The 21,422-nt window shown below is 47.0% G+C and carries 18 protein-coding genes and 1 tRNA gene; 11 read left to right on the top strand and 8 right to left on the bottom strand.

All coding sequences use genetic code 11. The features are described from left to right. The 3 genes from BUC26_RS19395 to BUC26_RS19385 form a co-directional block, all read right to left on the bottom strand. The coding region (locus tag BUC26_RS19395; protein WP_073375807.1) for an IS3 family transposase at positions 1 to 267 on the bottom strand (267 nt) is incomplete at its 3' end. Between the two features lie 734 nt (positions 268 to 1,001). Next, positions 1,002 to 2,129 (bottom strand): tyrosine-type recombinase/integrase, encoded by a 1,128-nt coding sequence (locus BUC26_RS19390; RefSeq protein ID WP_073378804.1) that lies wholly within the window; start codon positions 2,127 to 2,129, stop codon positions 1,002 to 1,004. Further along, complete coding sequence (locus BUC26_RS19385; RefSeq protein ID WP_073378803.1) at positions 2,107 to 2,382, bottom strand: hypothetical protein; 276 nt, start codon at positions 2,380 to 2,382, stop codon at positions 2,107 to 2,109. Before BUC26_RS19385 ends, BUC26_RS19390 begins: the two co-directional genes overlap by 23 nt. Positions 2,383 to 2,950: 568 nt before the next feature. Here BUC26_RS19385 and BUC26_RS19380 point away from each other — a divergent pair. Then, positions 2,951 to 3,166, top strand: a complete 216-nt coding sequence (locus BUC26_RS19380) for an SHOCT domain-containing protein (protein WP_073378802.1) — start codon at positions 2,951 to 2,953, stop codon at positions 3,164 to 3,166. Positions 3,167 to 3,427: 261 nt separating this feature from the next. Here BUC26_RS19380 and BUC26_RS19375 read toward each other — a convergent pair whose 3' ends face one another. Continuing rightward, positions 3,428 to 4,750, bottom strand: a complete 1,323-nt coding sequence (locus BUC26_RS19375; RefSeq protein WP_073378800.1) for a restriction endonuclease subunit S domain-containing protein — start codon at positions 4,748 to 4,750, stop codon at positions 3,428 to 3,430. A gap of 1 nt (position 4,751) precedes the next feature. After that, a complete protein-coding gene (locus BUC26_RS19370; RefSeq protein ID WP_073378798.1) occupies positions 4,752 to 6,629 on the bottom strand; it encodes a type I restriction-modification system subunit M in 1,878 nt (625 codons plus the stop codon). A gap of 2,105 nt (positions 6,630 to 8,734) precedes the next feature. Between BUC26_RS19370 and BUC26_RS19365 the strand changes: the two genes are divergently transcribed. The 8 genes from BUC26_RS19365 to BUC26_RS23125 all read left to right on the top strand — a co-directional run bounded on the left by BUC26_RS19365 (position 8,735) and on the right by BUC26_RS23125 (position 15,882). Then, positions 8,735 to 10,903: a VapE domain-containing protein gene (locus BUC26_RS19365; protein WP_073378796.1), complete on the top strand. Its 2,169-nt coding sequence runs from the start codon at positions 8,735 to 8,737 to the stop codon at positions 10,901 to 10,903. 329 nt (positions 10,904 to 11,232) lie between these two features. Further along, positions 11,233 to 11,562 carry a hypothetical protein gene (locus tag BUC26_RS19360; protein WP_073378794.1) on the top strand — a complete coding sequence of 110 codons (330 nt, stop codon included), beginning with the start codon at positions 11,233 to 11,235 and terminating at the stop codon, positions 11,560 to 11,562. A gap of 1 nt (position 11,563) precedes the next feature. Beyond that, positions 11,564 to 11,953: a hypothetical protein gene (locus tag BUC26_RS19355; RefSeq protein WP_073378786.1), complete on the top strand. Its 390-nt coding sequence runs from the start codon at positions 11,564 to 11,566 to the stop codon at positions 11,951 to 11,953. A 421-nt stretch (positions 11,954 to 12,374) separates the two neighbouring features. Then, positions 12,375 to 12,860, top strand: a complete 486-nt coding sequence (locus BUC26_RS19350) for a tetratricopeptide repeat protein (protein WP_073378784.1) — start codon at positions 12,375 to 12,377, stop codon at positions 12,858 to 12,860. A gap of 13 nt (positions 12,861 to 12,873) precedes the next feature. Beyond that, on the top strand, positions 12,874 to 13,182 hold the full coding sequence (locus BUC26_RS23135; protein ID WP_143166085.1) for a hypothetical protein: 309 nt from the start codon (positions 12,874 to 12,876) through the stop codon (positions 13,180 to 13,182). Between the two features lie 24 nt (positions 13,183 to 13,206). Further along, entirely contained in the window at positions 13,207 to 13,668 is a 462-nt protein-coding gene (locus BUC26_RS19345; RefSeq protein WP_084540782.1) for an RDD family protein, read from the top strand. A gap of 21 nt (positions 13,669 to 13,689) precedes the next feature. Then, positions 13,690 to 14,169 carry a hypothetical protein gene (locus tag BUC26_RS23130; protein ID WP_143166084.1) on the top strand — a complete coding sequence of 160 codons (480 nt, stop codon included), beginning with the start codon at positions 13,690 to 13,692 and terminating at the stop codon, positions 14,167 to 14,169. A gap of 693 nt (positions 14,170 to 14,862) precedes the next feature. Further along, positions 14,863 to 15,882, top strand: a complete 1,020-nt coding sequence (locus tag BUC26_RS23125; RefSeq protein ID WP_143166083.1) for a hypothetical protein — start codon at positions 14,863 to 14,865, stop codon at positions 15,880 to 15,882. 299 nt (positions 15,883 to 16,181) lie between these two features. Here the strand turns inward: BUC26_RS23125 and BUC26_RS19330 are convergent. From BUC26_RS19330 to BUC26_RS23120, 3 genes are all read right to left on the bottom strand, one after another. Beyond that, positions 16,182 to 16,258, bottom strand: a tRNA-Arg gene (locus BUC26_RS19330). A 47-nt stretch (positions 16,259 to 16,305) separates the two neighbouring features. Beyond that, positions 16,306 to 16,986: a response regulator gene (locus BUC26_RS19325; RefSeq protein WP_073378770.1), complete on the bottom strand. Its 681-nt coding sequence runs from the start codon at positions 16,984 to 16,986 to the stop codon at positions 16,306 to 16,308. Next, on the bottom strand, positions 16,983 to 18,527 hold the full coding sequence (locus BUC26_RS23120; protein ID WP_161949889.1) for an ATP-binding protein: 1,545 nt from the start codon (positions 18,525 to 18,527) through the stop codon (positions 16,983 to 16,985). Before BUC26_RS23120 ends, BUC26_RS19325 begins: the two co-directional genes overlap by 4 nt. Positions 18,528 to 18,630: 103 nt before the next feature. Here BUC26_RS23120 and BUC26_RS19315 point away from each other — a divergent pair, with 103 nt between their 5' ends. Both BUC26_RS19315 and BUC26_RS19310 read left to right on the top strand, forming a co-directional pair. Then, entirely contained in the window at positions 18,631 to 20,130 is a 1,500-nt protein-coding gene (locus tag BUC26_RS19315; RefSeq protein WP_073378769.1) for an efflux transporter outer membrane subunit, read from the top strand. After that, a complete protein-coding gene (locus tag BUC26_RS19310) occupies positions 20,123 to 21,421 on the top strand; it encodes an efflux RND transporter periplasmic adaptor subunit (RefSeq protein ID WP_073378767.1) in 1,299 nt (432 codons plus the stop codon). Before BUC26_RS19315 ends, BUC26_RS19310 begins: the two co-directional genes overlap by 8 nt. The last annotated feature ends 1 nt before the right edge of the window (position 21,422 follow it).

Below are 21,422 nucleotides of genomic sequence, written 5' to 3'. Positions count from 1 at the left end.
CCAGTCGAGCTCCACCTTCAGCTTGCCAATCTCGCTGTACAACAGTTCAGGTTCTCGATGTGCCGCGATCGGTGTAGGACCTCGCTTTCCTTCAAAGAGCGTTTTTGCCTGCTCTTGAAGTTCCTTCTTCCAATGCCCAACCGTAATAGGGTGGACCCCAAATTCTTGCCCTATCTCGTTGAGCGTTTTTATCCCTCGCAATGCCTCCAGAGCTACCTTGGCCTTGAACTCGGGAGTATGGAACTTTCTCTTCTTTCCTTCACTCATCTTTTCCTGTTCCTCGGGATTGCGTCTAGCTTAAACTACTGTCTTAAAACTGGGGTCCACTATACACCTCTGATTAATCTTATTCCTGAGTATACGTAACAAAACTAACAACGGAAAGCGGTATACTCCCGGATGCAGTCAAACCAAAGATGTATTCAGCTTTAACCTACCCCGGACAACAGCTTGCTGCACCCTTGGTGCACCCGGAGAGGTGATGGTTCTTTAGAGTGGTTAAGGGGAACAGCTTTGCGAGGGGTGACTACTAGGGTACAGATCTGTGAGTCATGTTTTATCTGGGTAAATGAGTATGCCCTCTGTGTCAATGAGAGTGAGACACCTACCTCAATACAGTTGAAGATTTTATCGAGTATATTTTAGGGCGCCTTGATAAAGATGTTAAGGCTCAGGTCGAAATTTTTATTGAAACATATGACCTTGTTTTAAATAAGAAAACCGGAAGATTAGGTGTGTTGTTTCCTGGTCACCTCGTAGATTTTTTCCCGGCATCCCAGGAGCTAAAATAGTTCTAGGTAGCAACCTCTACACACTCCATGCAGGGTGCGTCCGAGGTGTTGCTCCAGTTTCCCCTAACGGTAGAAGCCCTCTCCCGGCGTCAATGCGCGGAAGAGGGTTTTCCAATTTACAATTCCTGTTGGACCGGAAAGTAGAGCATAGAAGGACTGGCGTGCCCGGAGGGATTCGAACCCCCGACTCCCAGGTTCGAAGCCGATCGCTTAACCCACAAGAGCCCGTGGCCGTTGGCTTTCAGAGCGAATGACCGAGAGCTGAGGTGTTTCCAAAGTGTTGTCGATCAGGTCGACCGGTTTGCTGTCATTTCGGTGATCCGGCAGCAAATGGGTATAGCGATCGATCAGTATCTGAATTGATGAATGGCCAAGCTGCCGCTGACAATAATACAGGTTTGCACCAGCTGCAATCATCCGGCTTGCCCAGCTATGCCGGAGGTCATGTATCCGCGTATGGCGTAGTTTCGCCGCCTTGAGCAGTTGCTTCCAGTGCCGATGGTACACGTTCGATTTCTGCAGCAGGTTTCCTTTCTCGTTTGGAAACATCCAGTCACAGCTCTCTTGCTTCTGGACTGCAGCAAGAATATCGACCAGCCGGTTGCTCAAATCAACCGTCCTGGCTTTTCCTGACTTCGGCGTTGATATCTGACCAGCAGAGAGACTGCGCTGCAGATGCCAGACCCGTCGTTCCAAGTCGAAGTCGGTGTGCTTCGCTGCAAAGGCTTCCGATAAACGACAGCCGGTGAACACGAGCAGTGCCCATAGAGCGTAAAACTTGGTTCCTTCTGCAGTTCTCAAAAATCGTTCGATCTCGCGCTGATTATAAGGTTCCGGCACCGGATTGGGTGGCTTGCGTAATCGAATGCCTCGGGCCGGATTCACTTCGATATATTTGTGATCTTTACATAACTCGAAAATGCCGGAGATCGCATCGCGGACATGGCTGCAAGTTGAAGCCGATCTTTCCTTGAGCAAGTCGAACAGGTACTCTTTCACTTCCCCGGTGGTGATCTGGTCAACGGCCTTATCGCGCCAAGGAATGGATTCGAGGTAGGTACGATCGAGTGACTGGTAAAGTCTCAGGGTGGCCGGTTTGCATTTTGACGGCACCACGGTCGTAAGCCATTTGGTTCGAACGTCCCTGAATATTGGGGCGGCAATAGTCTTGGTATTCATGAATCCCGCCTTGCCGAGAGCCAGTTCGCCTTGGAGCACTTTCTGCAGCTTGATCGCTGCTTCTTTGCTTCCTGCCGAGTAGCTCTTCCGTTTTCCTTGGTGGGTTACGAATACGAACCATGGTCCATTCTTGCGCTTACGCCTGATCGTCACTGCCATCTTGCACCTCGCATCGTTTGATTGCTGCCCGAAGCAGATTGCAGCAACTCATCTTGACGCTGCCGGGGTTATTCGTCTTCGCGTATCGTTCCTCAAGGCATTTCTCGATCACGTTCTTGCTCCAGCGACCAGAATAGCCAGGGAATTTTGCCCCCTTCGGCAGCTGCGATAACTGCTCAGCGGTCCATGGAACGATGTCAGTCGGTGCGATGTCTTTAGCCAGAGTTGCTACGTCTTCGATCCTGATAGCCATGCTGTTCTCCTATAATTGAGGTTATGATGGGCGTAATTACCCGATAATTATAGGAAAATTTGAACACATAAAATAATTATTTGTCAATTTTCTTATTTAATTCCAGGTGCTTATCGACAGGTAGATTGGCCGTAAGAGAAGGGCAGAACTTTAGGGTGGGGAAGGGAAGCATGATATCAGAGAAAAACCGGGCCTTTGGTTTAGGGCTCATAAATTGCTAGGATATATACGGGTATGCGCAGGAAGGGTTCTTCTGGCCGTTTTGCGTGTTGAGATGAATCGGTAACGCCAGATATTGAAGAACCACGGAGCACGTATATCCAAAATCTGGAATGGAATTATTGAATTTCCGAAACTAGAATGGAATCAAAGACAGGCGGGAAGCGTCTAAAGCGTCATCACTGGCTTGTCTGTTCTTATTCAGATCGTAAACCTTGATTAACGCACGTTAAAGGCGTTGAGTTCTCTAATGCGTTGCCTAACGTTTTTTATCTCTGTATAATATCGGAAAATGCAGTATTAACTACTTGTATATAAATACTTATAGGATTGATCGGAGGAGATAAAGATGGGCGATTGGGAATTTCTATACGATATGAAAAATGGAGGCTACAGTGATGAAGATATACTTGAGGCTCAGTCTTCCGGTGCTACGCCAGAGGAATGGGCAGAGATAGAAAGGCAAGAAAGGAAAGAGGAATGGGAAAAATTGAAATCTCTTCGGGATACAGGAACTATCTCACGCGAAGAGTTTAAAAAGCGGAAGGCGGAAATATTCGGATAATATCTAGAAATTGTGATCCGATCTGACGCTTCCGGATGGCAAAATTTAATTTGATCTGACACCTTTAGAAAAAACAAATCTTAACAGGAATAGTCTAGACTTGAATCGTTGGTAGAATATTAAGACCTTCAAGAGGGTAATATTAACGCTCAAGCTCACTTGCCGCAAGGGGACTCAGCGCTTTCAAGTAGCACCGTAAACACCGAAATACGCAAGAGGGCAACAACCCTGCGCCCCTTGCGGTCAATGTGCAGCGCCTTGTTATATTTCTTCATCATCCTGCAACATTTCCAGTATTGTATTAGTTGTAAACTCTTCTATTATTTTAATTTCTACGTATTTTTTGTATAGCTCATTAATTTGCTCCATACTCGTTTCTTCTATCTCTAGAATAAATATTTTATTTACGTCATCGTCTGACACTGTAGGATATGATGTACCTGATTGATACATTTCTATTTGACTTAATCCAAATTTGTTTCTTAAAAATGCTACCAGATAATATCTAAAATGATGTTTCTCAGTATTAAATATTGTAAAAGCATTTTTTGAAGCAACAGTCCGAAAAGTTGTTGAACTTTTTACAACAATTGCATTTGAATTTAGATATGGTCTTACTTTAGAAATAAGAATATCACCGTCAGACACTTCAACTTTTGCAGATTTCGGCAATAGTTCTGGATAATTAATCGTTGTTGAGTCAATGATGCCGGTTAAATTGTTAATGCTGCCAATCTCTATGTATTGTACTTTTTCTTTTTTATCAAAGTTCTTTGCCGGTTCATCTATCTCAATTCCATAATGACTAATTAATTTCTTCTCACCTTTATATTTCTTTAAATATCCTCTTAAATTTACAAAACCATCATTATGGTAGTGTGAATCCCAACGGTCACAAAGGTCACTCACATTTCTTACAGAACATATACTTTTATCAATATTAAGACCGGTAAACTCACGTTCAAAAATTTGACTGATTTCCCTAAGGAGGTTTTTCCCTTCAGTTCGTCTTTCTTTTGCCTCTTTAAATAGTAGATTGATTTGTTTGAGTTTGTCTTCCGATGGCTTGGGGATTTTAATAGCATTAACCATTGGCGCTGTTAAGCTGGGTTTCCCGCCACCACTAAAAAAACGTTTTATTTGGTTTTGTCCAACATGAGATATTAGAACCATTGCCACATAGGGTGACAGTTCGGCATCTTTTAGACGCACAATAATTATGTTTGGACTGATGTTGACCCTATCGAACTCACCTAAGAATATAGACACTTTTCCTGTACTCATTCCCCTTACAGAAATAAGTATGTCGTAAGGTTTAAGGTGGGTTTTATGGAATTTTTGATGAACATTTTCAGATATCAAGACAGTTCTTGAAAAATCAATAAAAGGTTGTCTCATATCGCTAATTCTTATTATTGGTAACCCTATTCTGGCATATTTGAATCCATAACAGTTTGGATCTCTGACAATCAGGTCCTTTAATTCCCCTAATGTCCATGAGTCGTTATCTGTATTTTTGTCCGATAAGTGATATCGAACATCAAATCTTTGAGTAAGAGTTGATGCTTTGATTGAAGTAAACACCTCAATTCTCCCATGCAGTGTTTTTGGTGCAGTAGTTATTCCACCCTTCAATTACCTGTGTTACATCCTCTCTGACTATTTTTTTGCCATTATCATCTCTTATATATTCGCCATAGTCGTCCATCAAATATGTAATTGTACCGTTTTTGTTTCCTTCATAGCCTATGTCTTCTATGTCCGCCATAAACACCTGGTAATCTTTTAAATTTAAGTCTTTTATCTTTTTGCTGTTAAGTTTCTGGAGGAAGAGTATAGATGCTTTTACATTAGCGCCGTGAGGTATAAATGTTGAATATGGAAGAGAAACAACAGCAATTAGTTTAGATTTGCTTAATATATACTCTCTGACATACTGAAGAGATGGGCCAGATAAAATAGCATCTGGCAATACGATGCCTAAACGACCCTCTTCCGCTAAAAAGTCTAAACAGCGCTCAATAAATAATATATCTGGGACTTGGCTATCTAGTACTTTGTCTGATTTTTCATATTTCCCATTCTTTTTTATCCATTTGTGTCCTAAGTCAAATGTTTTTAAAATCTGCTTTTCTGTGACTTTACCTTTTTTCCCAAAAGGTGGGTTTGTTAAGACTATCTGCACTGAGTCAAAATCTACGCTAGGTGAACTAGCAGTTTTTGCAGATGATTTTATTATCTCCATATCCACCAAAGAATTTGAGTGAAATATACCTGTATGACCATCTTCTTCGAGAATCATACGCATTTTAGAGACTCGAACGAGTGCTGGGTTAAAGTCTATTCCAATCAAATTTTTAAGCGCAAAATTCGTTTTAGCCTTCTCATAATCAACAGGGTTTTTAACTACTTCTCTTAGGTTTTTCTCTACATGCTTCATAGATGCAACCAAGAAACCGCCAGTACCACATGCTGGGTCCATAACGACCTGATTCATATTTGGCGAAATAATTTTTACAGCAAGATCAATGATTGGGTCGGGTGTAAAGAATTCCCCTCTATCTCCGCGTTGGTGAGCGTATACAAATTTTTGAAATGCAAGCCCTTTAATATCCCTTGATGAATGAGATAAATCATAGTTTTGGAGCTGTCCCACAACAAACGCAAGTGTTGAGAGTTTTAGGTTAATAGTTTCATCTTTCGAGAAAATATCTTTATGCTGAGATTTTGCTAAAAATAGTAGTTTTTCTATTCTTTCCTTGAATTCGTTTACTTTACCTTCTTGAATTTCATCAAATTCCTTTTCAGTAATACCGAACTTGCAAACCTGATTTGTATAATCTTTTTCATCCATCAATTTAATGAAAAGTATTTTTAACATTTCATTAAATACCTGATCTTTCAGGTGGCCATCATTTACATATATATGGTTGTGGCATGATTCAAATACTTTTACTAGTTCTGTTGCGGGTTTTAATGAGTCTTTTCTCGGCAAACCTAATGGTTCACCTTTACGAGGTATATTGTAGGTTAACTTCCAATGGGGGGCCTTTTTTAGGCGCCGTATATATACAATATCGTCGCCATTAAACCATATTCCATACTGAGCTGATTCAGCACCAGCAAGATATGTTTTTAGTTGCTCAATACCGTCGCTTCTATCTTTCCTTTTACATTCAACAATGGCAAATATATTATCTTGGGTTTTATCTTTAGAGTCATTAAATATGACAACATCTGCTGGCCCTATTAATGTGCTGCCTTTTTGTACTCTAAATTCAGGTAGCATCTGGTCAATATCGTAGCCATATTCTTTATGTAATCGCTCCTCAATAACTACCTTAGCTTCCCGGTTTTCAGGTGTATTTTGGATTTCATTTTTTGTTATGTAATCAAAAATTTTTTCATCTCCAGCATGTTCCAATCCTACCGAAGATTCAATTACATCAGTGACAGTACTCATAGTTTCCCTTTTTGTATTTTCTGGAAAAAGTAACCTAAATTAAGAACTCAATTTTACCACTTTGGTTTGTGTCTTTTGAAATATAACAAGTTATTATCCAGTTTCCTGATATCATTCCGGGTAAAGATAATCTGACATTGTTTCTCACAAGTGTCAGCCAGTTCTAACCGGATGACATGTGTATTTCGTGTGGTATCCGAAAACTGGATATCTCCTTTATACAATCATTATAGATTCAGTGGCAAGCTCAATCACTTAAGAAAATCTGTGACTTGATCTTCTTCCTGTATTTCAACACCATAACCAACAACGGAAAGCGGTATACTCCCGGATGCAGTCAAGCCAAAGATGTATTCAGCTTTAACCCAGCCTAGAAACCAATTTACTACACCCCCGATGCACCCGGAGAGGCGGCGTTTCTTAAGAGTTGAGGATAGGAGTGCTTTTCCGAGGGGTGACTACTAGGTTGTTGTCCTGAGGGTCATATCTTGCCTGGGTATATACGTATGCGCGGGACTAATGTCTCCTGAGGCTCTCCCTGAGCTTTACGATCTGATACGGCCAGATATAGCGGGGCCAGAGCGAGCGTAAAGCGACGAGCAAGGGAAGGACCTTCCTCTGCATTAGGAGAGGCACGAGGCTTTTCGCATTTGGGCAATAGTTCTGGAAGAAAAATAAAAAAGGAAAAATACTAAGCACTTAGTCTTACTGCGCTCTCGGAAAGGAAGAGAAGAGAGATTCACAGAAGATATCGGAGGTTGGAGCAAATCACTTTTTGCCTCAACTGCTATGAATCTAGAAAATTTTGCCTAGCTGCCTAACTTGCAAATTACTCTGCTTGAAATCCTCCAGCAATTTCAAGCAGTTACGTTTAATGATTAGCTTAAATAATAGTACCCCCTCCTCTAAACAACGTTTACACCGCTGATATTATTCATAAATGTACTTGAAATGCTTTCAGCTTTCGTGTAACCTTTAGTCGTGGTTGTATACCGGCCAGAGTGATTTCTGGTCTCACCTTTTCCAAGGGTGGTTTTGCAGCGCATACACCGTGGCATTGCGGTGGAATCTCATGTAGTTCCCCTGAGGTTCTTTAGTTGCTGCAAACGGGGCGCAGACGGCCAATGCTAACGTCAGCGCGAAGAGCAGAATGATGCGCTTCAACAACGTAGGGAATAATCACCTTACTGGAGCGCATTTTGAAAAGTACTGTTCGACATCCTTTTCCTTTCTATTTACTATCCCTGCCTGACGCAATATTTTTCGTTTTTTTATGTCTCTCAGAAGATACCGCTTCGTCCGAAAATTCTTGTTTACATAATTCATTCTCGCCCCGAGGACCTCCTTTAGCGACCTTTATAAAATTGTAATTAGCTCGAAAGGTATTGAATTTAAATTTGGAGGAGAGTTATGCCTTATACAAGAATATTGTCCCTATGTGAACGTTGTGGTTCAGAGGATATTTATGATTTTCAATTGGTCCTCCATGATGACCCAACTCTTTTTGATGAAGAAATTGTCAGCATCGATCAATGTGAGAAATGTGAAAAGAAGACATCGAGTAATAAGGAGTTGAGCTATGAAAGGAATCGTTCCTAACGCAAAAGAGCCAATTAACCCTTGGAACCCTAAGGACGGGTCGACAATCTGCCAATATGCAGATTTATGTCCCTACCTGCGCTGTGCTGCAAAAGTATGTAGGGTGCATGTTCCGTAGGAAAGGATACCTATCTCTCTGGACGAGAATAACAGACCCCACCGGCATTGGTAAAATGTATATCAATATCGGTGTCATGTTTTAGTTCAGAGGATTGAAGATGCCTTCTCGGTGTGTTCCAATGAAGAGGAAAGCCGAGGAGGCCAACTCGCTTTCGGAGTTGTAGACCGCGCAGGCTAACGCCTGTAATCATCTCTGAAATCCCGGAGATGATCGAGTTGCAACTGGTACCTGGGCAGTAGGGGAAAGGAACCCGGTCAGAAATGGCCGGGTTCCAACGGTTGCGGCAAGGCGGGGCGCAGGGTGATACTGTCAACCCCAGCGCGAAGAGCACAGGTTGCACTTCAACAATATTCAGGGATTTTCCCCCTTTATGTCGAGGTGCATCATGTACAACGTATCGAATCAGCATGCCCCAATCCCGCTGGAAAATTCTACAGCAGCGCGGCTCCTTAACCTGCTGAACCCCTCTCCCCCCAATTTTCATATCCGGTCAAATCAGCCAAGTGATCCTAACTCAATTTATACCGAGAAAAGAGCCCTGACACCCTCTGACCTTGAAGAACATCTCCAGGGGAAAATTGCTGTCGGTCTGACAATGTTTGTCTCTGAGTTAGAAGTGATTCGGGGAGAGATCGACATTGACGATTTCGATGGTGTTAATCATCGCGACGGTAAGCCGCTTCCCGGTCATGCAAAGTTGATTGGTAAGCTAGAACAGCTTGGTTTGCCGTTCATTCTCAGCGTTTCCAAGTCCGGTGGGTTTCGGCTCAGCTTGTTTTTGAAAAAGCCAACCGCCGCCGCTGTCGTCAGGCGGTATTTGAAGTCATGTTTGCCGCTGCTCGGGCTTCCGGAGACGACCGAGGTCTTCCCGAAACAGAATCAACTGGGGAAGGGGCACGGTAACAGTACCATAGCACCGTTCGCCAATGGTCAGATCGCCCACAGTAGCCAAGGCGAACTTGATGTTGAAGGTTACATCGCCTGTGCTGAAGACAATCGGGTTGAGATCGTTGATGCCCCACCATGCATACAACATGGGCTGATCAGTGGCTTTGATGTCGGTTGCCGAGACATTGGAATCCATAACCTAGCTGTTTATCTCCACCAGCAGGGACAGTTGGATAGATTCGTCGATTTGGCTCCGCGCTGTCTAAAGAAGCCGTTCGAGAAGCCCTATGATTATGAGAAGAAGCGGGAGCAAATCGAGGAAAAGCAATATGAAGGGTTTACCGGCTGCGGAGATTGCCAGTTCAAGGCAACCTGTTCAGCGAAGGTATCGAAGCCGGGGAAAGAGACTGTTCTCACGAAAGCGATTGGGTTTCTTAGACGGAATTATACAATCCAGTTCGATGAACACTTCGGCAGTATAACGGTCGATGGACAACTCCTGGACGACGCCATCTCAGCCAACTTCCAGAAATGTTTTGCCGAGACTTTTGGTCAGGACATTTCCAGGGACAAGATTGATACGGCAACTCGCCTTGTTGCCCATGAAAAAATAACCAATTGGTGGAATGACTGGCTTGATGCTTTGCCCACGTGGGACGGAGTTGACCGGTTCGAGATTATTGCCAAGGACATTTCCGGGGTACCGGCTCCAATTTATCCCGTTTACCTCAAGAAAACGCTCATAGCCAGTATTGTTCGCGCCTTCTACAAGGAAGGTATCGAATCGCCACCGTTGATCAAACAGATGCTCGTCCTGGCCGGGGCACAGGACAGCGGTAAGTCATCCCTCGTCTATAATCTGCTGCCGGTTCCGCCTGCCGGATGCAGAATCTTCACTGATTCGGTCAGCGTCAGCCAACTCAGCCAAAAGCCCGCTGATTTCTGGGCCTCTCTCTTAGGCATTGTCTTCGGGGAACTGGCAGAGATGGTTGGTAATAAGAAGGATAACGTTGATGCCTTGAAGAATATCATCAGCAGTACCAGTCCCCGAGTCCGGCTACCTTATGGCCGGTATCACGTTAACGTCCGGATTTCGGCAGTCCTTATCGGCACGATTAACCCCGGCAGTCTCGGCTTCCTGAAAGATCCGACAGGCAGCACCCGCTTCTTCGTCATTCCTTGCCGCAAAGTGGAAATAGGTGAGACGTTCGACCTTGACTATATCCGCGACAATCGAGAGCAAATCTGGGCGCAAGCGCTGCATGCCTATTATCAAGGGGAGAAACACTGGCTTGATACCCCTAAGTTAAAGAAGATGCAGTATGACCATAACAAGGAATTTTACTATTTGACCCCACGTGCAGAGGATCTCATTGAGAGTATTGAACGTTTAAAGCAATTCGACCACATATCCAATTATCGCATAGGAGAGGAAATTCCAGGGATTTTGCCGCATGAAATTGAATCCGCGATGCGCTATGCCGGTTGGATGAAAGTCAACATGAAGTCCTTCAAAGCACGGATACCAAATGAAAAGGGTGAGATCGAATTCAAAAGTATACCTGCCGGGTGGATCTCGCCCGAATTAGCAGCGGCGGGGAACAAATCAGACATTGTAAGGAGGTACTATGAGATGCTCTATGACAAGGAAACCATTGGATACTGAGGACACGTGTGAACGTGTGTGAACACTTGTGAACGCTGCTGTGAACCTCTGGAGCCCGCGTCGGACGAGGCGTGAACCCTGTGAACACCTCCCCTTAAAAAAGAGAGTGAAAATGGGAAGCGGGAACGGGTGGGGGAGTGCGGTAAGAGACGGACGCGGAAAGAGTAGGCCCGGAGGCTGTTCACAGGGTTCACAGCGTTCACAGCTTCCGGACTGCCCGTCCTTAGCGGGCTCCAGGGCAGTGCGGTGTGAACCCCGCCGCTTCCACGAGCGTCCACAGGTGTTCACAGCGGTTCACAGTGGAAGGCGGCGACAGAGTGAGGTGTGCGATGGAGCAAACGAGTGATAATAAGCTGGCCATCGATTTCGGCTTCCTTGGCAGCGATAACGAGAGGTTCAACGCGTTGCTCGATGAAATCAGGGAAGCGGATCGGGCCGGTGAGAAATTTAATACCGTGCAGGTTCAAGAGTTGGTTCACCGGGTAATTCGGATCACCGACCGCTATCCAGTGATTGGAGAAATTGCCGAGGAGGCATTCATCTACTTGCTGACAGGTGGTGGTTATGTCGGCAATGCGAGGCGAGTGGCACCATTCCTACAGCCGCGAACGCTGCGGCAAATGATCGAAATGGGAAAACATGAGAATCGGAGGTATTAAAATGGCAGACTTGAAAGATCTTTTCCCTGAGGACAACTTCGAACGCGAGATGCAGGACAAACTGCGCGAGCTAGCACCATCGATCATCGACACCCTTTACGAGCGTCTTGCAGATGACGGATCAACGAACGCTGGCAAGGTGTTATTGAACAAGATTGTATCAGACGCCAGGGAACCGATGCCCCGGCTAAACCTTGCGCCTATCGAGGGACTGGATGACGTGCCAAGATTCATTAGCGAATTACTGAGTGCTGCGGCCAACGGACAGATTACGCCTAGCCAAGTGTCGAAGCTGATTAATTCTGTCTCTACCTACGTGGCACTGCAGGAAAAAGCAAACTCAAGAGCCATCGGGAAAATGATTAGGGAAGGTAAAATACCAGGGATGTAAGTCTCCCCTCTTTTCCTCCCGTGCCGTCCCAGTTCCCCCTTAACAGCACATCCATATCAGAAGATCCGGCTATGTATATACGTATGCGCGCGAGAGATATCTGGTCCGAAGTCTCATTGATTTAAAATATTATACGGCGCCAGGCATTGAAAAGTCCGGGAAAAGCAACGTACGGAACCTAGATACTCGGATACTATTTACGAGATGCCGTCGGTAAAATTTCCCTCATCTTGCATATTACCAACCCCTGCGAACCAAAATCCATTTTCCTTTATACGGTCTATACCAAAACACAAAGGAAATGATTTCCTCTGAAGGTGAGAACGTTTCCTAGCAATCTATAGTAGAATCAATAATTGCGCTCATATGGTCAGTTATGGTTTAATGATCGGGATCAGTAGATTCTGCCTGGGGGCGCTCTGTGACAGATGAATACAATATAACCCTTTTCATTCGGGTTTGGTTCATTACCACCTTATTTATCTGTGGTCCTATATTTGTCTTTACCGGATTTTCAGATTACCTACCACTTGGTGCCATAGCGTCCGTCATTATAGCAATCATCGTATTCTTCATTGTCTCCCTCCTTGGTAATACTCTTGGTAATGTCTTATTCGGCGTTGGTGGTAAGTCAGGTTCAGGAAGGCCCTTCACCGCTGATCTTGACAAAGCAAAACATTATCTTCGGCAGAAGGAAATGGTGCGGGTTAAACAGATCATTGATGAAGTCCTCAGCAAAGACCCGGCATGTGTCGAAGCGCTAATGATAAAAGCACAGGCACTAATAGATTTGGGTAATAATGGACAAGCAAAAACAGTTCTCAGGACAATACTGAAAATTAAAACAATTGATGTTCAAAATCGACGATGGGCTTCTGCACTGTTAGATGAGCTTTCATGTTGTTGACTTGAAATTACAAATGGAAAATAAAATTAAAATCATAATATTTGCCTTGATTGTGATGTTCTTTCCTGCAAATCTATGGGCACATGTGGATAATTCAAGAGTCAACATTGGAGGTATCTATGGTCGATATGGTTCGATAGAAGAGTGTCTGATAAACCTCAAAGATGTATGGAACGAGATAACATCAATGGATGAAGCGAGAAATTGTCAATGGGAAAGTGAAGCACTATTTACTTGTCAAACTGTCACCAATGATGAAGTAAAAGCATATTGTAGCGAAAATGGTATTTTAATAGTAGATGAATTGTTAAGACTGAAGTGAAATATAATATAAAGAGAGAAGAAAATGTCAAGTGAATTGTCTATGCAATATGCTGGCTTTTGGAAAAGATATTTTGCGCTTATGGTTGATAGTATTATCATTATTGTAATGTTGTGGATTTGCTTCTTTGTCCTTACCTTTTTAGTGTCAATAATTAAATATCATATAGACAATATTACGGTGAAGAATTTTATATCTATAATTGATTTGATTGTATCTTGGGGAATAATACTACTATTACCTTGGATATATTTTTCCTATATGGAAAGTTCAAAACATCAAGCGACATTAGGAAAAATGGCTTTAGGAATAATTGTTGTAGATAAAAATGGTAACAAGATTTCATTTGGAGGTGCTACTGGGAGATTTTTAGGGAAAATCATCTCCTATGCAATTCTGCTAATTGGTTATATTATGGTTGCCTTTACACAAAATAAGCAAGGTTTGCATGATATATTGTCTGGTACATATGTTATAAATAAATAGCAACCATTGGTAGGTGATAATATGATATCTGTTCATTTAGCGTGGATAATAGTTCTGCCTCTGGCAATTATTTTCATGCACGGTTTAATTATTTGGCCAGAAGTTGTTAAGAGAAAACAAAAAGAGCATGGTGAAATTTGTAAGTATATTTGTGAATTACATGAATATTTATCGAATCTTTCATTGTTAGAATTTCATACGGAAGAGATTAAAAAGAAATTGAAAAATCATTCAGAGGATACGATTTCCGAAGTAAAGAGTTCTCTGTTAGCAAAATCAACAGTTGTCTCAGAAATATTATATACAATATTGTTTAATAGAAAAATTCGTGGTTTCAATAGTTGTATTCAGAAAGAAGATTATGGCCTAATTTTGGATATTTTGAGAAAAGATTTTAAATATGGGGCAAGATATTGCGAGATACACGAATCTAATACGGATTTTGAAGAAATATTTAGTGTGATGACTAACTTGTCATATGAAAAAAGATTTTGGGCGTAATCGTTATTCTTTGGTTAAAAATTAATAGAATTCCAGTCTTCTTCATTATACATGTTGTGAATATTCGACATAAAAAATTTAATTTTCTGAGCAAAAAGATGAGTCAATAATTAGCCGGTCAATAATATGGGTAGTAACCAGGAACTTCGCACAGACACGGTTATGATCGTCGAACCGATAAGTATACCATCAGTCACATTGGAGCTAACGACATGCTAGGCAACGTGTTGTGGGGTAAACTGTTAAAAGCTCTCTTCGTCTGTGCAGCTGGCTTGCTCCTTGTGACCCCGGCTGAAGCCCAATGGAACTTGTATGAGGAAACGAGCATCGCTGGTAAGATCAGTGGCTCTATACGTAAGGGACATGTGTTCAAGACTCGATCCGGACACTACTATGAGGTAATAGATTATATCCTTCTTTATGAGTACGAGTATAATCCAGATGTCATTGTTCTCTTTGATGGGCGATTTTATAAACTCATCATTGAAGATCTCGATGAGCCGCTAGTTTGCAAGTGTCTTAATTGCGATTAGGAACGAACACAGACTGTTATAATTGACGTAGAAGTAAAATCAGGACTGGCAGAACACACGCGCATCGATAATTATACAAGCATTAAAACTAATCTCAGCATTTCAGTTATGATATTATATTTATTCGAAACATGTGACTCATTTATCCTGGTCAACTGCAATGACTCGTACAACGATATGCATTAATCTTCTTTTAGCCGGGACAACCTTAGGCGCTCTCTGCGGTAGTCTTATTCCTAATCATCATTATCCAGCATTCTACCAACAGTCTGTATTATTTCCGTCCGTATTTGGTGGTGTCTGGGAATATGAGTTTTGGGGCCATGTTTTTGGCATATTTATCACATTATTCTTGAGGGTTCGCTTCGGTAGTCAAATCGTACTCCGTTTCGGTCTTGGCTACTGTGTAGCATTCTCAACTCTGATCTATTCCCGTAGCCCTGGATTGCACGCTATAGTACCTACTCTTTTTGGTCCGATTTTAGTTATCCTTACATTACTTGCAATCATAGAGATCATTGTAACCTTAACTAAGAAGTTCTTTATTAAAAATTCATTAAGTAAAAAAAGATGGTTAGCATGGAGTGTACCGACAAAACTAAGTATATATATGGGTGCAATTGGCGTTTTTGGGGTCCTACTTGCTGTGTTGTCTCTATTTGGATTTCAAGCCTACGACATCATTCCAGGTTTAGATCGACCTCGCCCTGAATTATTGCGATATGTCCATTATGGTAATGAAATCCTCCTCTATGGTAATGACGGGACGACCTTGGAACAGTCCATACAGATCATTGGAGCCCGCTCTGGTAAAGCCGGTGTTTTCTCGGAATATTTCTGGCTCAACACCTACTATCCCCGATACCAACCTATAGAGCAAATACTGATAGAAAAAACACACCCACAGTACCCAAAAGTTATAACCCGTCGAAACGATGATGGTACTTTGAAAACAATTCACACAGACAATAAGTCAGCCATACCTAGATATTTTGATCAAATTACTATTGAAAACTGGCTAGGAAGGTCAGTTCGTATCAATTTTGATATTACAGAATTCATGCACGGGAATGATGAAAAAAATAATATACAAAAATATAGAAGAGGATATCAAGAAAAGGCAATCAGCGGTGCAAAAGGCTTAGAATATACAGATTGGAGATTTCCCTTTAATCGATGAAGGAATTTGTTATCGTCTTATCCTTAAGAAATTTTAATTTATTATTAACTCTAGACTTAATGGAAGATTATACGTAGTGCTGATTTTATCATTAATATTAACAAATTTTTGGTTTGAGATTAGGTTTTCTAGGTAATCAGATTCCTTTTCACACTTTAGAAATCAAACATTCAAAGTGTGCCCAAAGTGTAGTTCCCGTTTCCCCTAACGAGCGAAAGCCCTCTCTCGAAGTCAATTCTCGAAAGAGGGCTTTTCTATTTGCAGTCCTTCATGTACGGGCTTTTTAGTGTATTTGGCAATGGCGTGCCCGGAGGGATTCGAACCCCCGACTCCCAGGTTCGAAGCCTGGTGCTCTATCCAGCTGAGCTACGGGCACGTGTGTAGGCGTGTGTCGGCCTCTTTTACCACCGCCGGAGTCAGGTGTCAACCGATCAGCTTGTAACCGATGCCGTAGACGGTAACGATCACGTCCTGATCGGGGAGACACTCACCGATTTTGCGACGCAGGTTTTTGACATGGCTGTCGATGGTGCGGTCGTAACCGTCGAAACGATAGCCCTGCACCCGGTCGAGGAACTCGTTGCGGGAAAAGACCCGGCCCGGCGCGCTGAGCAGCACATTGAGCAGGCCGAATTCGCTCGGGGTCAGGGTGAGAGCTCTGCCGGCGACGGTTACCTGCCGGGTCGCCTCGTCGAGGGTGATCTCGCCGGCGATCAGGCGCTGTGATTGGGCCGGAGTACGGGTCCGGCGCAGCACCGCCTTGGCCCGGGCCACCACCTCACGCGGACTGAACGGCTTGCAGACATAGTCGTCGGCACCGATTTCCAGGCCGATCAGCCGGTCGATCTCTTCCACCCTGGCGGTGATCATGATGATGGGCACGTTTGAAAAGCGGCGTATTTCACGGCAGATGGCCAGTCCGTCGACCACCGGCAGCATCAGATCCAGCAGGATCAGATCCGGCGTCGCCCGGCGTACCGTGTCTACGGCCAACTCACCGCTATGCAGGCAGGAGACGGTGAAACCGTCCTGCTTCAGGTAGTCTCTCAGGAGCTCGGCGAGCTTGACTTCGTCTTCGATAATCAGGATCTGTCCTGCAGTCATGGTTGGTCCTGCTTGCTGAGGTTTCGAGATGCGAGTGGCAGTGCGATAACAATTGCCAGTCCGCCCAACTCACTCGGTTCAGCCCGGATCGTGCCGCCGTGCTGCTCAATGATGTGTCTGCAGATCGCCAAGCCGAGGCCGCTGCCGCCGCTGCTGCGGTTGCGTGAACCTTCCACGCGAAATAGCCTGTCGAAGAGCTGTGGCAGGGCGTCGGGTGGGACGCCTGGGCCGGAGTCGGCGAAGCGCAATTCGAGAACGCCGCCGGCGGAGCGGCCGGTTATCGTGAGGTGTCCCGGAGCCTGAACATATTTACAGACATTGTCGAGGATATTGGTGAAGACCTGGCTGAGGCGGGCGCCGTCGCCTTTAAGGGTGACCGTCTCAAAATCCGCCAGTTCCGCACCGATTTCGATGCCTTGCTGGCGGAGCAGATTCCGGTAGCTGTCCAGTGCTGCGGAGAGAATGGTGACCGGGGCCAACCGGCGTCGATCGACGACCAGGGTGTCCGATTCGGCCAGGGACAGCTGGTGCAGGTCTTCGACCAGTTTGCCGAGTCTGATGATTTCTCCATGGAGGGAAGCGAGGTTGTCCGGAGATGGCGTACGGATGCCGTCCTGGATCGCTTCGATTTCGCCGCGCAGCACGGTCAACGGAGTACGCAGTTCATGGGAGATGTCGGTCAGCCATTGGTGGCGCATGGTCTCATAGTGTCCCAGGGTGCGGGCCATCTCGTTAAAATTTTCCGCCAGTTGGCCGAGTTCGTCACGGGTGGTTGGCTCGATGCGCACCGAGAAGTTGCGTTCCGCCAGCTCACGTGTCCCTTTGGTCAGGGTGCGGATTGGCTTGATCAGGTGACGGGAAAAGAGAAAGGCAACGAGGGCGGTCAAGATAAGCACCACCCCGCCCAGCAGCGACAGGTGTTTGGCCTGGCGTTCCAGCAAGGCCGCGGGCGGGCCGCCGCGAAAGGGCCGGCGTTTTTTCAGGCCCAGCCAGCCGACCGTGCTGCCGTCCACGTCGATCGATACCAGCCGCGGCTGATCCTCCTGCTCCGCTGAGCCGATGATCGGTTGTTGTTGATCGCTGAGCAGGATGCGTGAGATCTTCCGTTCTCGTTCGCCGGTCTCCTCCGGAGGCGGAGTGTTTTGCTTGATCTCGGCGATATCGTTGAGCAGTTCCGACCAGCGTCCGCTGTCTGCCTTGAGCCGTTCCCATCCCTGGGCGGTGCGGAATTCCTGCTGGAGAACCGGAACCAGGGCGTGCAGGCGCTCAATTTCCATCTGATTGATATAATGATGGAAATTCATCGAAAAAAGGTACCGGGAAAAGCCCATCGCCGCGGCGACAAGAGCGAGAATGAGCAGGAAGGCCCCGAACAATTTGTGGGCGATGGTCAAGCGTATCATGGTCGATGACTCAAGAGAGAAGCTGGTCCTGCCATGTGCCGATTGCAGGTTATGATTGTTTTCCTTTGTTGAATCGTATTGTCGCGACAATTGCAATTGTCTTGTCGGTTCTCCCTGAAAATCACATGGTTCCTCCATAATTTCTCCATACTCGTGCGGTAGCATGGTCTCTGACAGATCAGAAGCGTTGTGGCGGTCTGAGCAGCAGAGATGCTCATTGGGGCAGGAACAGGAGGTTGGCATGAGAGAGGGGCAGAATGCACGAAACGGCAGTGGATCGGCTCAGGCCCAGTCATTTGCCGTGCTGGTGGTGGTGGTGGCGGTGGTGGCGATGGCCGGCTGTGCCGCCGTCGGGCCGGACTATTCACCACCCCGTCCAGCTGTCCCGGAGCAGTGGCGTAACGCCGAACCAGCTGTTGCTTCGGCCGATTCGGTGCGACTTGAGCGCTGGTGGCAGGTCTTTGACGATGCCGTGCTATCCGATCTAATGGTTCGGGCGATTGTTGCCAACCTCGATGTTGAAGAGACTCTTTCCCGGGTTGAGGTGACTCGTTTGCAGCGTCATCAGGCAGGGGCGTCGCAGTTGCCGGCGATTGACGCCGCTGGATCGGCCAAAAAGAGCGAAAATCGAACGGCGGATGGCAGGAGCACCGGGACCGAGAGCTATTCTGCAGGTCTTAACGCCGGCTGGGAGATCGATGTCTTCGGTGGAATTCGGAGACGGATCGAAGCCGCTGATGCCGACTACCAGGCAAGTATCGAGGAGCTGCATGATGTGATTGCGGTCTTGTTGGCCGAGGTCGGTCTGTCGTACATCGATCTGCGTTCCAGCCAGTCCCGGTTGGCGGTGGCGCGGGCCGATCTGGTGGCCCGGCAGCAGAGCTTTGAGCTGATCGAGGCCGCCAGCCGTGCCGGTCGTGAGGATGAACTGGCGCTGGCCCAGGCCCGTGCCAGCCTGGCCACGGCGCACGCGGCGATTCCCGTGCTGGAGTCCGGAGTGGAGTCGGTGCTCAACCGGCTGGCGGTGCTTCTCGGAGAGCAGGTCGGCGCCCTGCACCGGGAACTCGGCACGGCGCAGCCGGTACCCCGGGCGGCAGCTTTGATTGCGGTCGGCGTGCCGGCCGAGGTGGTGCGGCAGCGTCCGGATATCCGCCGGGCCGAGCGGGAACTGGCCGCCGAAACCGCCCGGGTCGGTGTGGCTGAAGCGGCGCGTTATCCGCGTTTTTCGTTGGGCGGCTCCATCGGTTTGGAGTCCCTGTCTCTCGGGGATTTACTCGCTTCACCAGCCCGGTCCTGGTCGATCGGCCCGGCGATCAGCTGGTCGATGTTCGATGCCGGCACCCTGCACGATACGGTACTGATCCAGGACGAAGTGCAACGCCAGGCCTTGTTGCGTTACGAGAGTGCGGTCCTGGCCGCGCTGGAGGAAGTGGAAAACGCACTGATCGCTTATGCCAAAGAAGAGCAACGACAACAGTGGCTCGGACAGGCGCTGGTTGCCGCCCGATCGGTATCTGAACTGGCCGAGCAGCGCTACACTGGCGGGCTCAGTGATTTCAGCGAAGTTGTCGATGCCCGGCGCTCATTGCTGTCGCTTGAGGATCAATCGGTGCAGAGTGTGGCGGCCGCGTCGGCCGAACTGATCCGTCTTTATCAGGCCCTTGGCGGCGGCTGGCAGACGTTTGATGAGTTGGCGTATCAATCCCGATCAACAACCCTTTCAGGAAACAGACATGACTAACCATTCGGAGGATTCAGTCAACGAGACACTGGCGCATCTTTCTTCACACGGCGGCAGACGAAGGCTCGTCCGCTGGCTGGTGATAGTGGTAATAGTGCTGGTGGCCGGGGCCATTGTGCTGGTCTGGTATCAACGCCGGGACGGTGATGCCGTCGGCTATCAGACGCAGCCGGTCGAGCAGGGGGATCTGGTGATCACGGTCACCGCCACCGGCAACCTCGCGGCGACCAATCAGGTAGAAGTTGGCAGCGAACTTTCCGGCATCATCACCTCGATGACCGCTGATTTCAATGATAGCGTCAAACGCAACCAACCCTTGGTCTACCTCGATGACGTCCGCTATCAGGCGGCGGTTCACAAATCTCGTGCCGAGGTGGCCAGCGCTCGGGCCAATCATCGGCAGACGCAAGCTACCCGAAACGCGGCAGACAAAACCCTGACCCGCTATCGTCGTACCCACGAATTGACGGGCGGCAAGTCACCGTCACAGGAACTCATCGATCAGGCGGAAGCCGATCTGGAGCGGGCGATCGCTTCGGTTGACGCCGCCGCGGCTGCCATCGAGATGGCCGAGGCAGGCTTGCAGGCCAATGAAAACGACCTGGAAAAAACGATCATCTATGCCCCGATTAATGGGTTTGTGTTGAGCCGTGACGTGGAGGTCGGTCAGACCGTTGCCGCCTCCCTGCAGGCCCCGATCCTTTACACCCTAGCCGAGGATCTGCGCCAGATGGAGTTGCAGGTGGATGTGGACGAAGCCGATGTCGGCCGGGTCAAGGAAGGGCAGGCGGCCACCTTTACCGTTGATGCGTATCCGCAGCAGCAGTTTGTTGCAGACATTACCCAGGTCCGCTATGGAGCGGTGACGACCGACGGGGTGGTCACCTATCAGGCGGTGTTGAACGTGGCCAATCCCGACCTGCTGCTGCGACCAGGGATGACCGCCACGGCGGAAATCGTCGTCGAGAAGATCGAGGATACGCTGCTGGTGCCCAACTCGGCCCTGCGTTACCGGCCGGACAGCTTGGTTCGACAGGCCGGTACATCCGGCGGCCTGCTTTCCTCCCTGCTTCCCGGCCCGCGGCGGCGCCCGTCGCGAAGCATGACGGCAGCCGACAATGATAAGCTGCCGGGCCAGGGAGCGACGGTCTGGACGCTCAGTCCCGACCGGCGGCCGGCACCGCTGACGGTGCATCCCTTGGCTACCGACGGTGCCCGGACCGCGGTTTCGGCCGACGGCCTGCAGCCGGGCCGGGCGGTTATCACCAATGAAATCATGGCGGTTAACTAAG

Source organism: Desulfofustis glycolicus DSM 9705 (assembly GCF_900130015.1).
Taxonomy (GTDB): Bacteria; Desulfobacterota; Desulfobulbia; order Desulfobulbales; family Desulfocapsaceae; genus Desulfofustis; species Desulfofustis glycolicus.
This window is presented reverse-complemented; position numbering and strand designations above follow the sequence as displayed.

What these genes read in the sequence shown, in the direction of transcription:
- BUC26_RS19345 (WP_084540782.1), top strand. Translation starts at nt 13,207, where the DNA reads ATGTCAAGTGAATTGTCTATGCAATATGCTGGCTTTTGGAAAAGATAT.
- BUC26_RS19355 (WP_073378786.1), top strand. Translation starts at nt 11,564, where the DNA reads ATGGCAGACTTGAAAGATCTTTTCCCTGAGGACAACTTCGAACGCGAG.
- BUC26_RS19325 (WP_073378770.1), bottom strand. Translation starts at nt 16,986, where the DNA reads ATGACTGCAGGACAGATCCTGATTATCGAAGACGAAGTCAAGCTCGCC.
- BUC26_RS19310 (WP_073378767.1), top strand. Translation starts at nt 20,123, where the DNA reads ATGACTAACCATTCGGAGGATTCAGTCAACGAGACACTGGCGCATCTT.
- BUC26_RS19360 (WP_073378794.1), top strand. Translation starts at nt 11,233, where the DNA reads ATGGAGCAAACGAGTGATAATAAGCTGGCCATCGATTTCGGCTTCCTT.
- BUC26_RS23130 (WP_143166084.1), top strand. Translation starts at nt 13,690, where the DNA reads ATGATATCTGTTCATTTAGCGTGGATAATAGTTCTGCCTCTGGCAATT.
- BUC26_RS19370 (WP_073378798.1), bottom strand. Translation starts at nt 6,629, where the DNA reads ATGAGTACTGTCACTGATGTAATTGAATCTTCGGTAGGATTGGAACAT.
- BUC26_RS23120 (WP_161949889.1), bottom strand. Translation starts at nt 18,527, where the DNA reads ATGGAGGAACCATGTGATTTTCAGGGAGAACCGACAAGACAATTGCAA.
- BUC26_RS19365 (WP_073378796.1), top strand. Translation starts at nt 8,735, where the DNA reads ATGTACAACGTATCGAATCAGCATGCCCCAATCCCGCTGGAAAATTCT.
- BUC26_RS19380 (WP_073378802.1), top strand. Translation starts at nt 2,951, where the DNA reads ATGGGCGATTGGGAATTTCTATACGATATGAAAAATGGAGGCTACAGT.
- BUC26_RS19390 (WP_073378804.1), bottom strand. Translation starts at nt 2,129, where the DNA reads ATGGCAGTGACGATCAGGCGTAAGCGCAAGAATGGACCATGGTTCGTA.
- BUC26_RS19385 (WP_073378803.1), bottom strand. Translation starts at nt 2,382, where the DNA reads ATGGCTATCAGGATCGAAGACGTAGCAACTCTGGCTAAAGACATCGCA.
- BUC26_RS23125 (WP_143166083.1), top strand. Translation starts at nt 14,863, where the DNA reads ATGACTCGTACAACGATATGCATTAATCTTCTTTTAGCCGGGACAACC.
- BUC26_RS19315 (WP_073378769.1), top strand. Translation starts at nt 18,631, where the DNA reads ATGAGAGAGGGGCAGAATGCACGAAACGGCAGTGGATCGGCTCAGGCC.
- BUC26_RS23135 (WP_143166085.1), top strand. Translation starts at nt 12,874, where the DNA reads ATGGAAAATAAAATTAAAATCATAATATTTGCCTTGATTGTGATGTTC.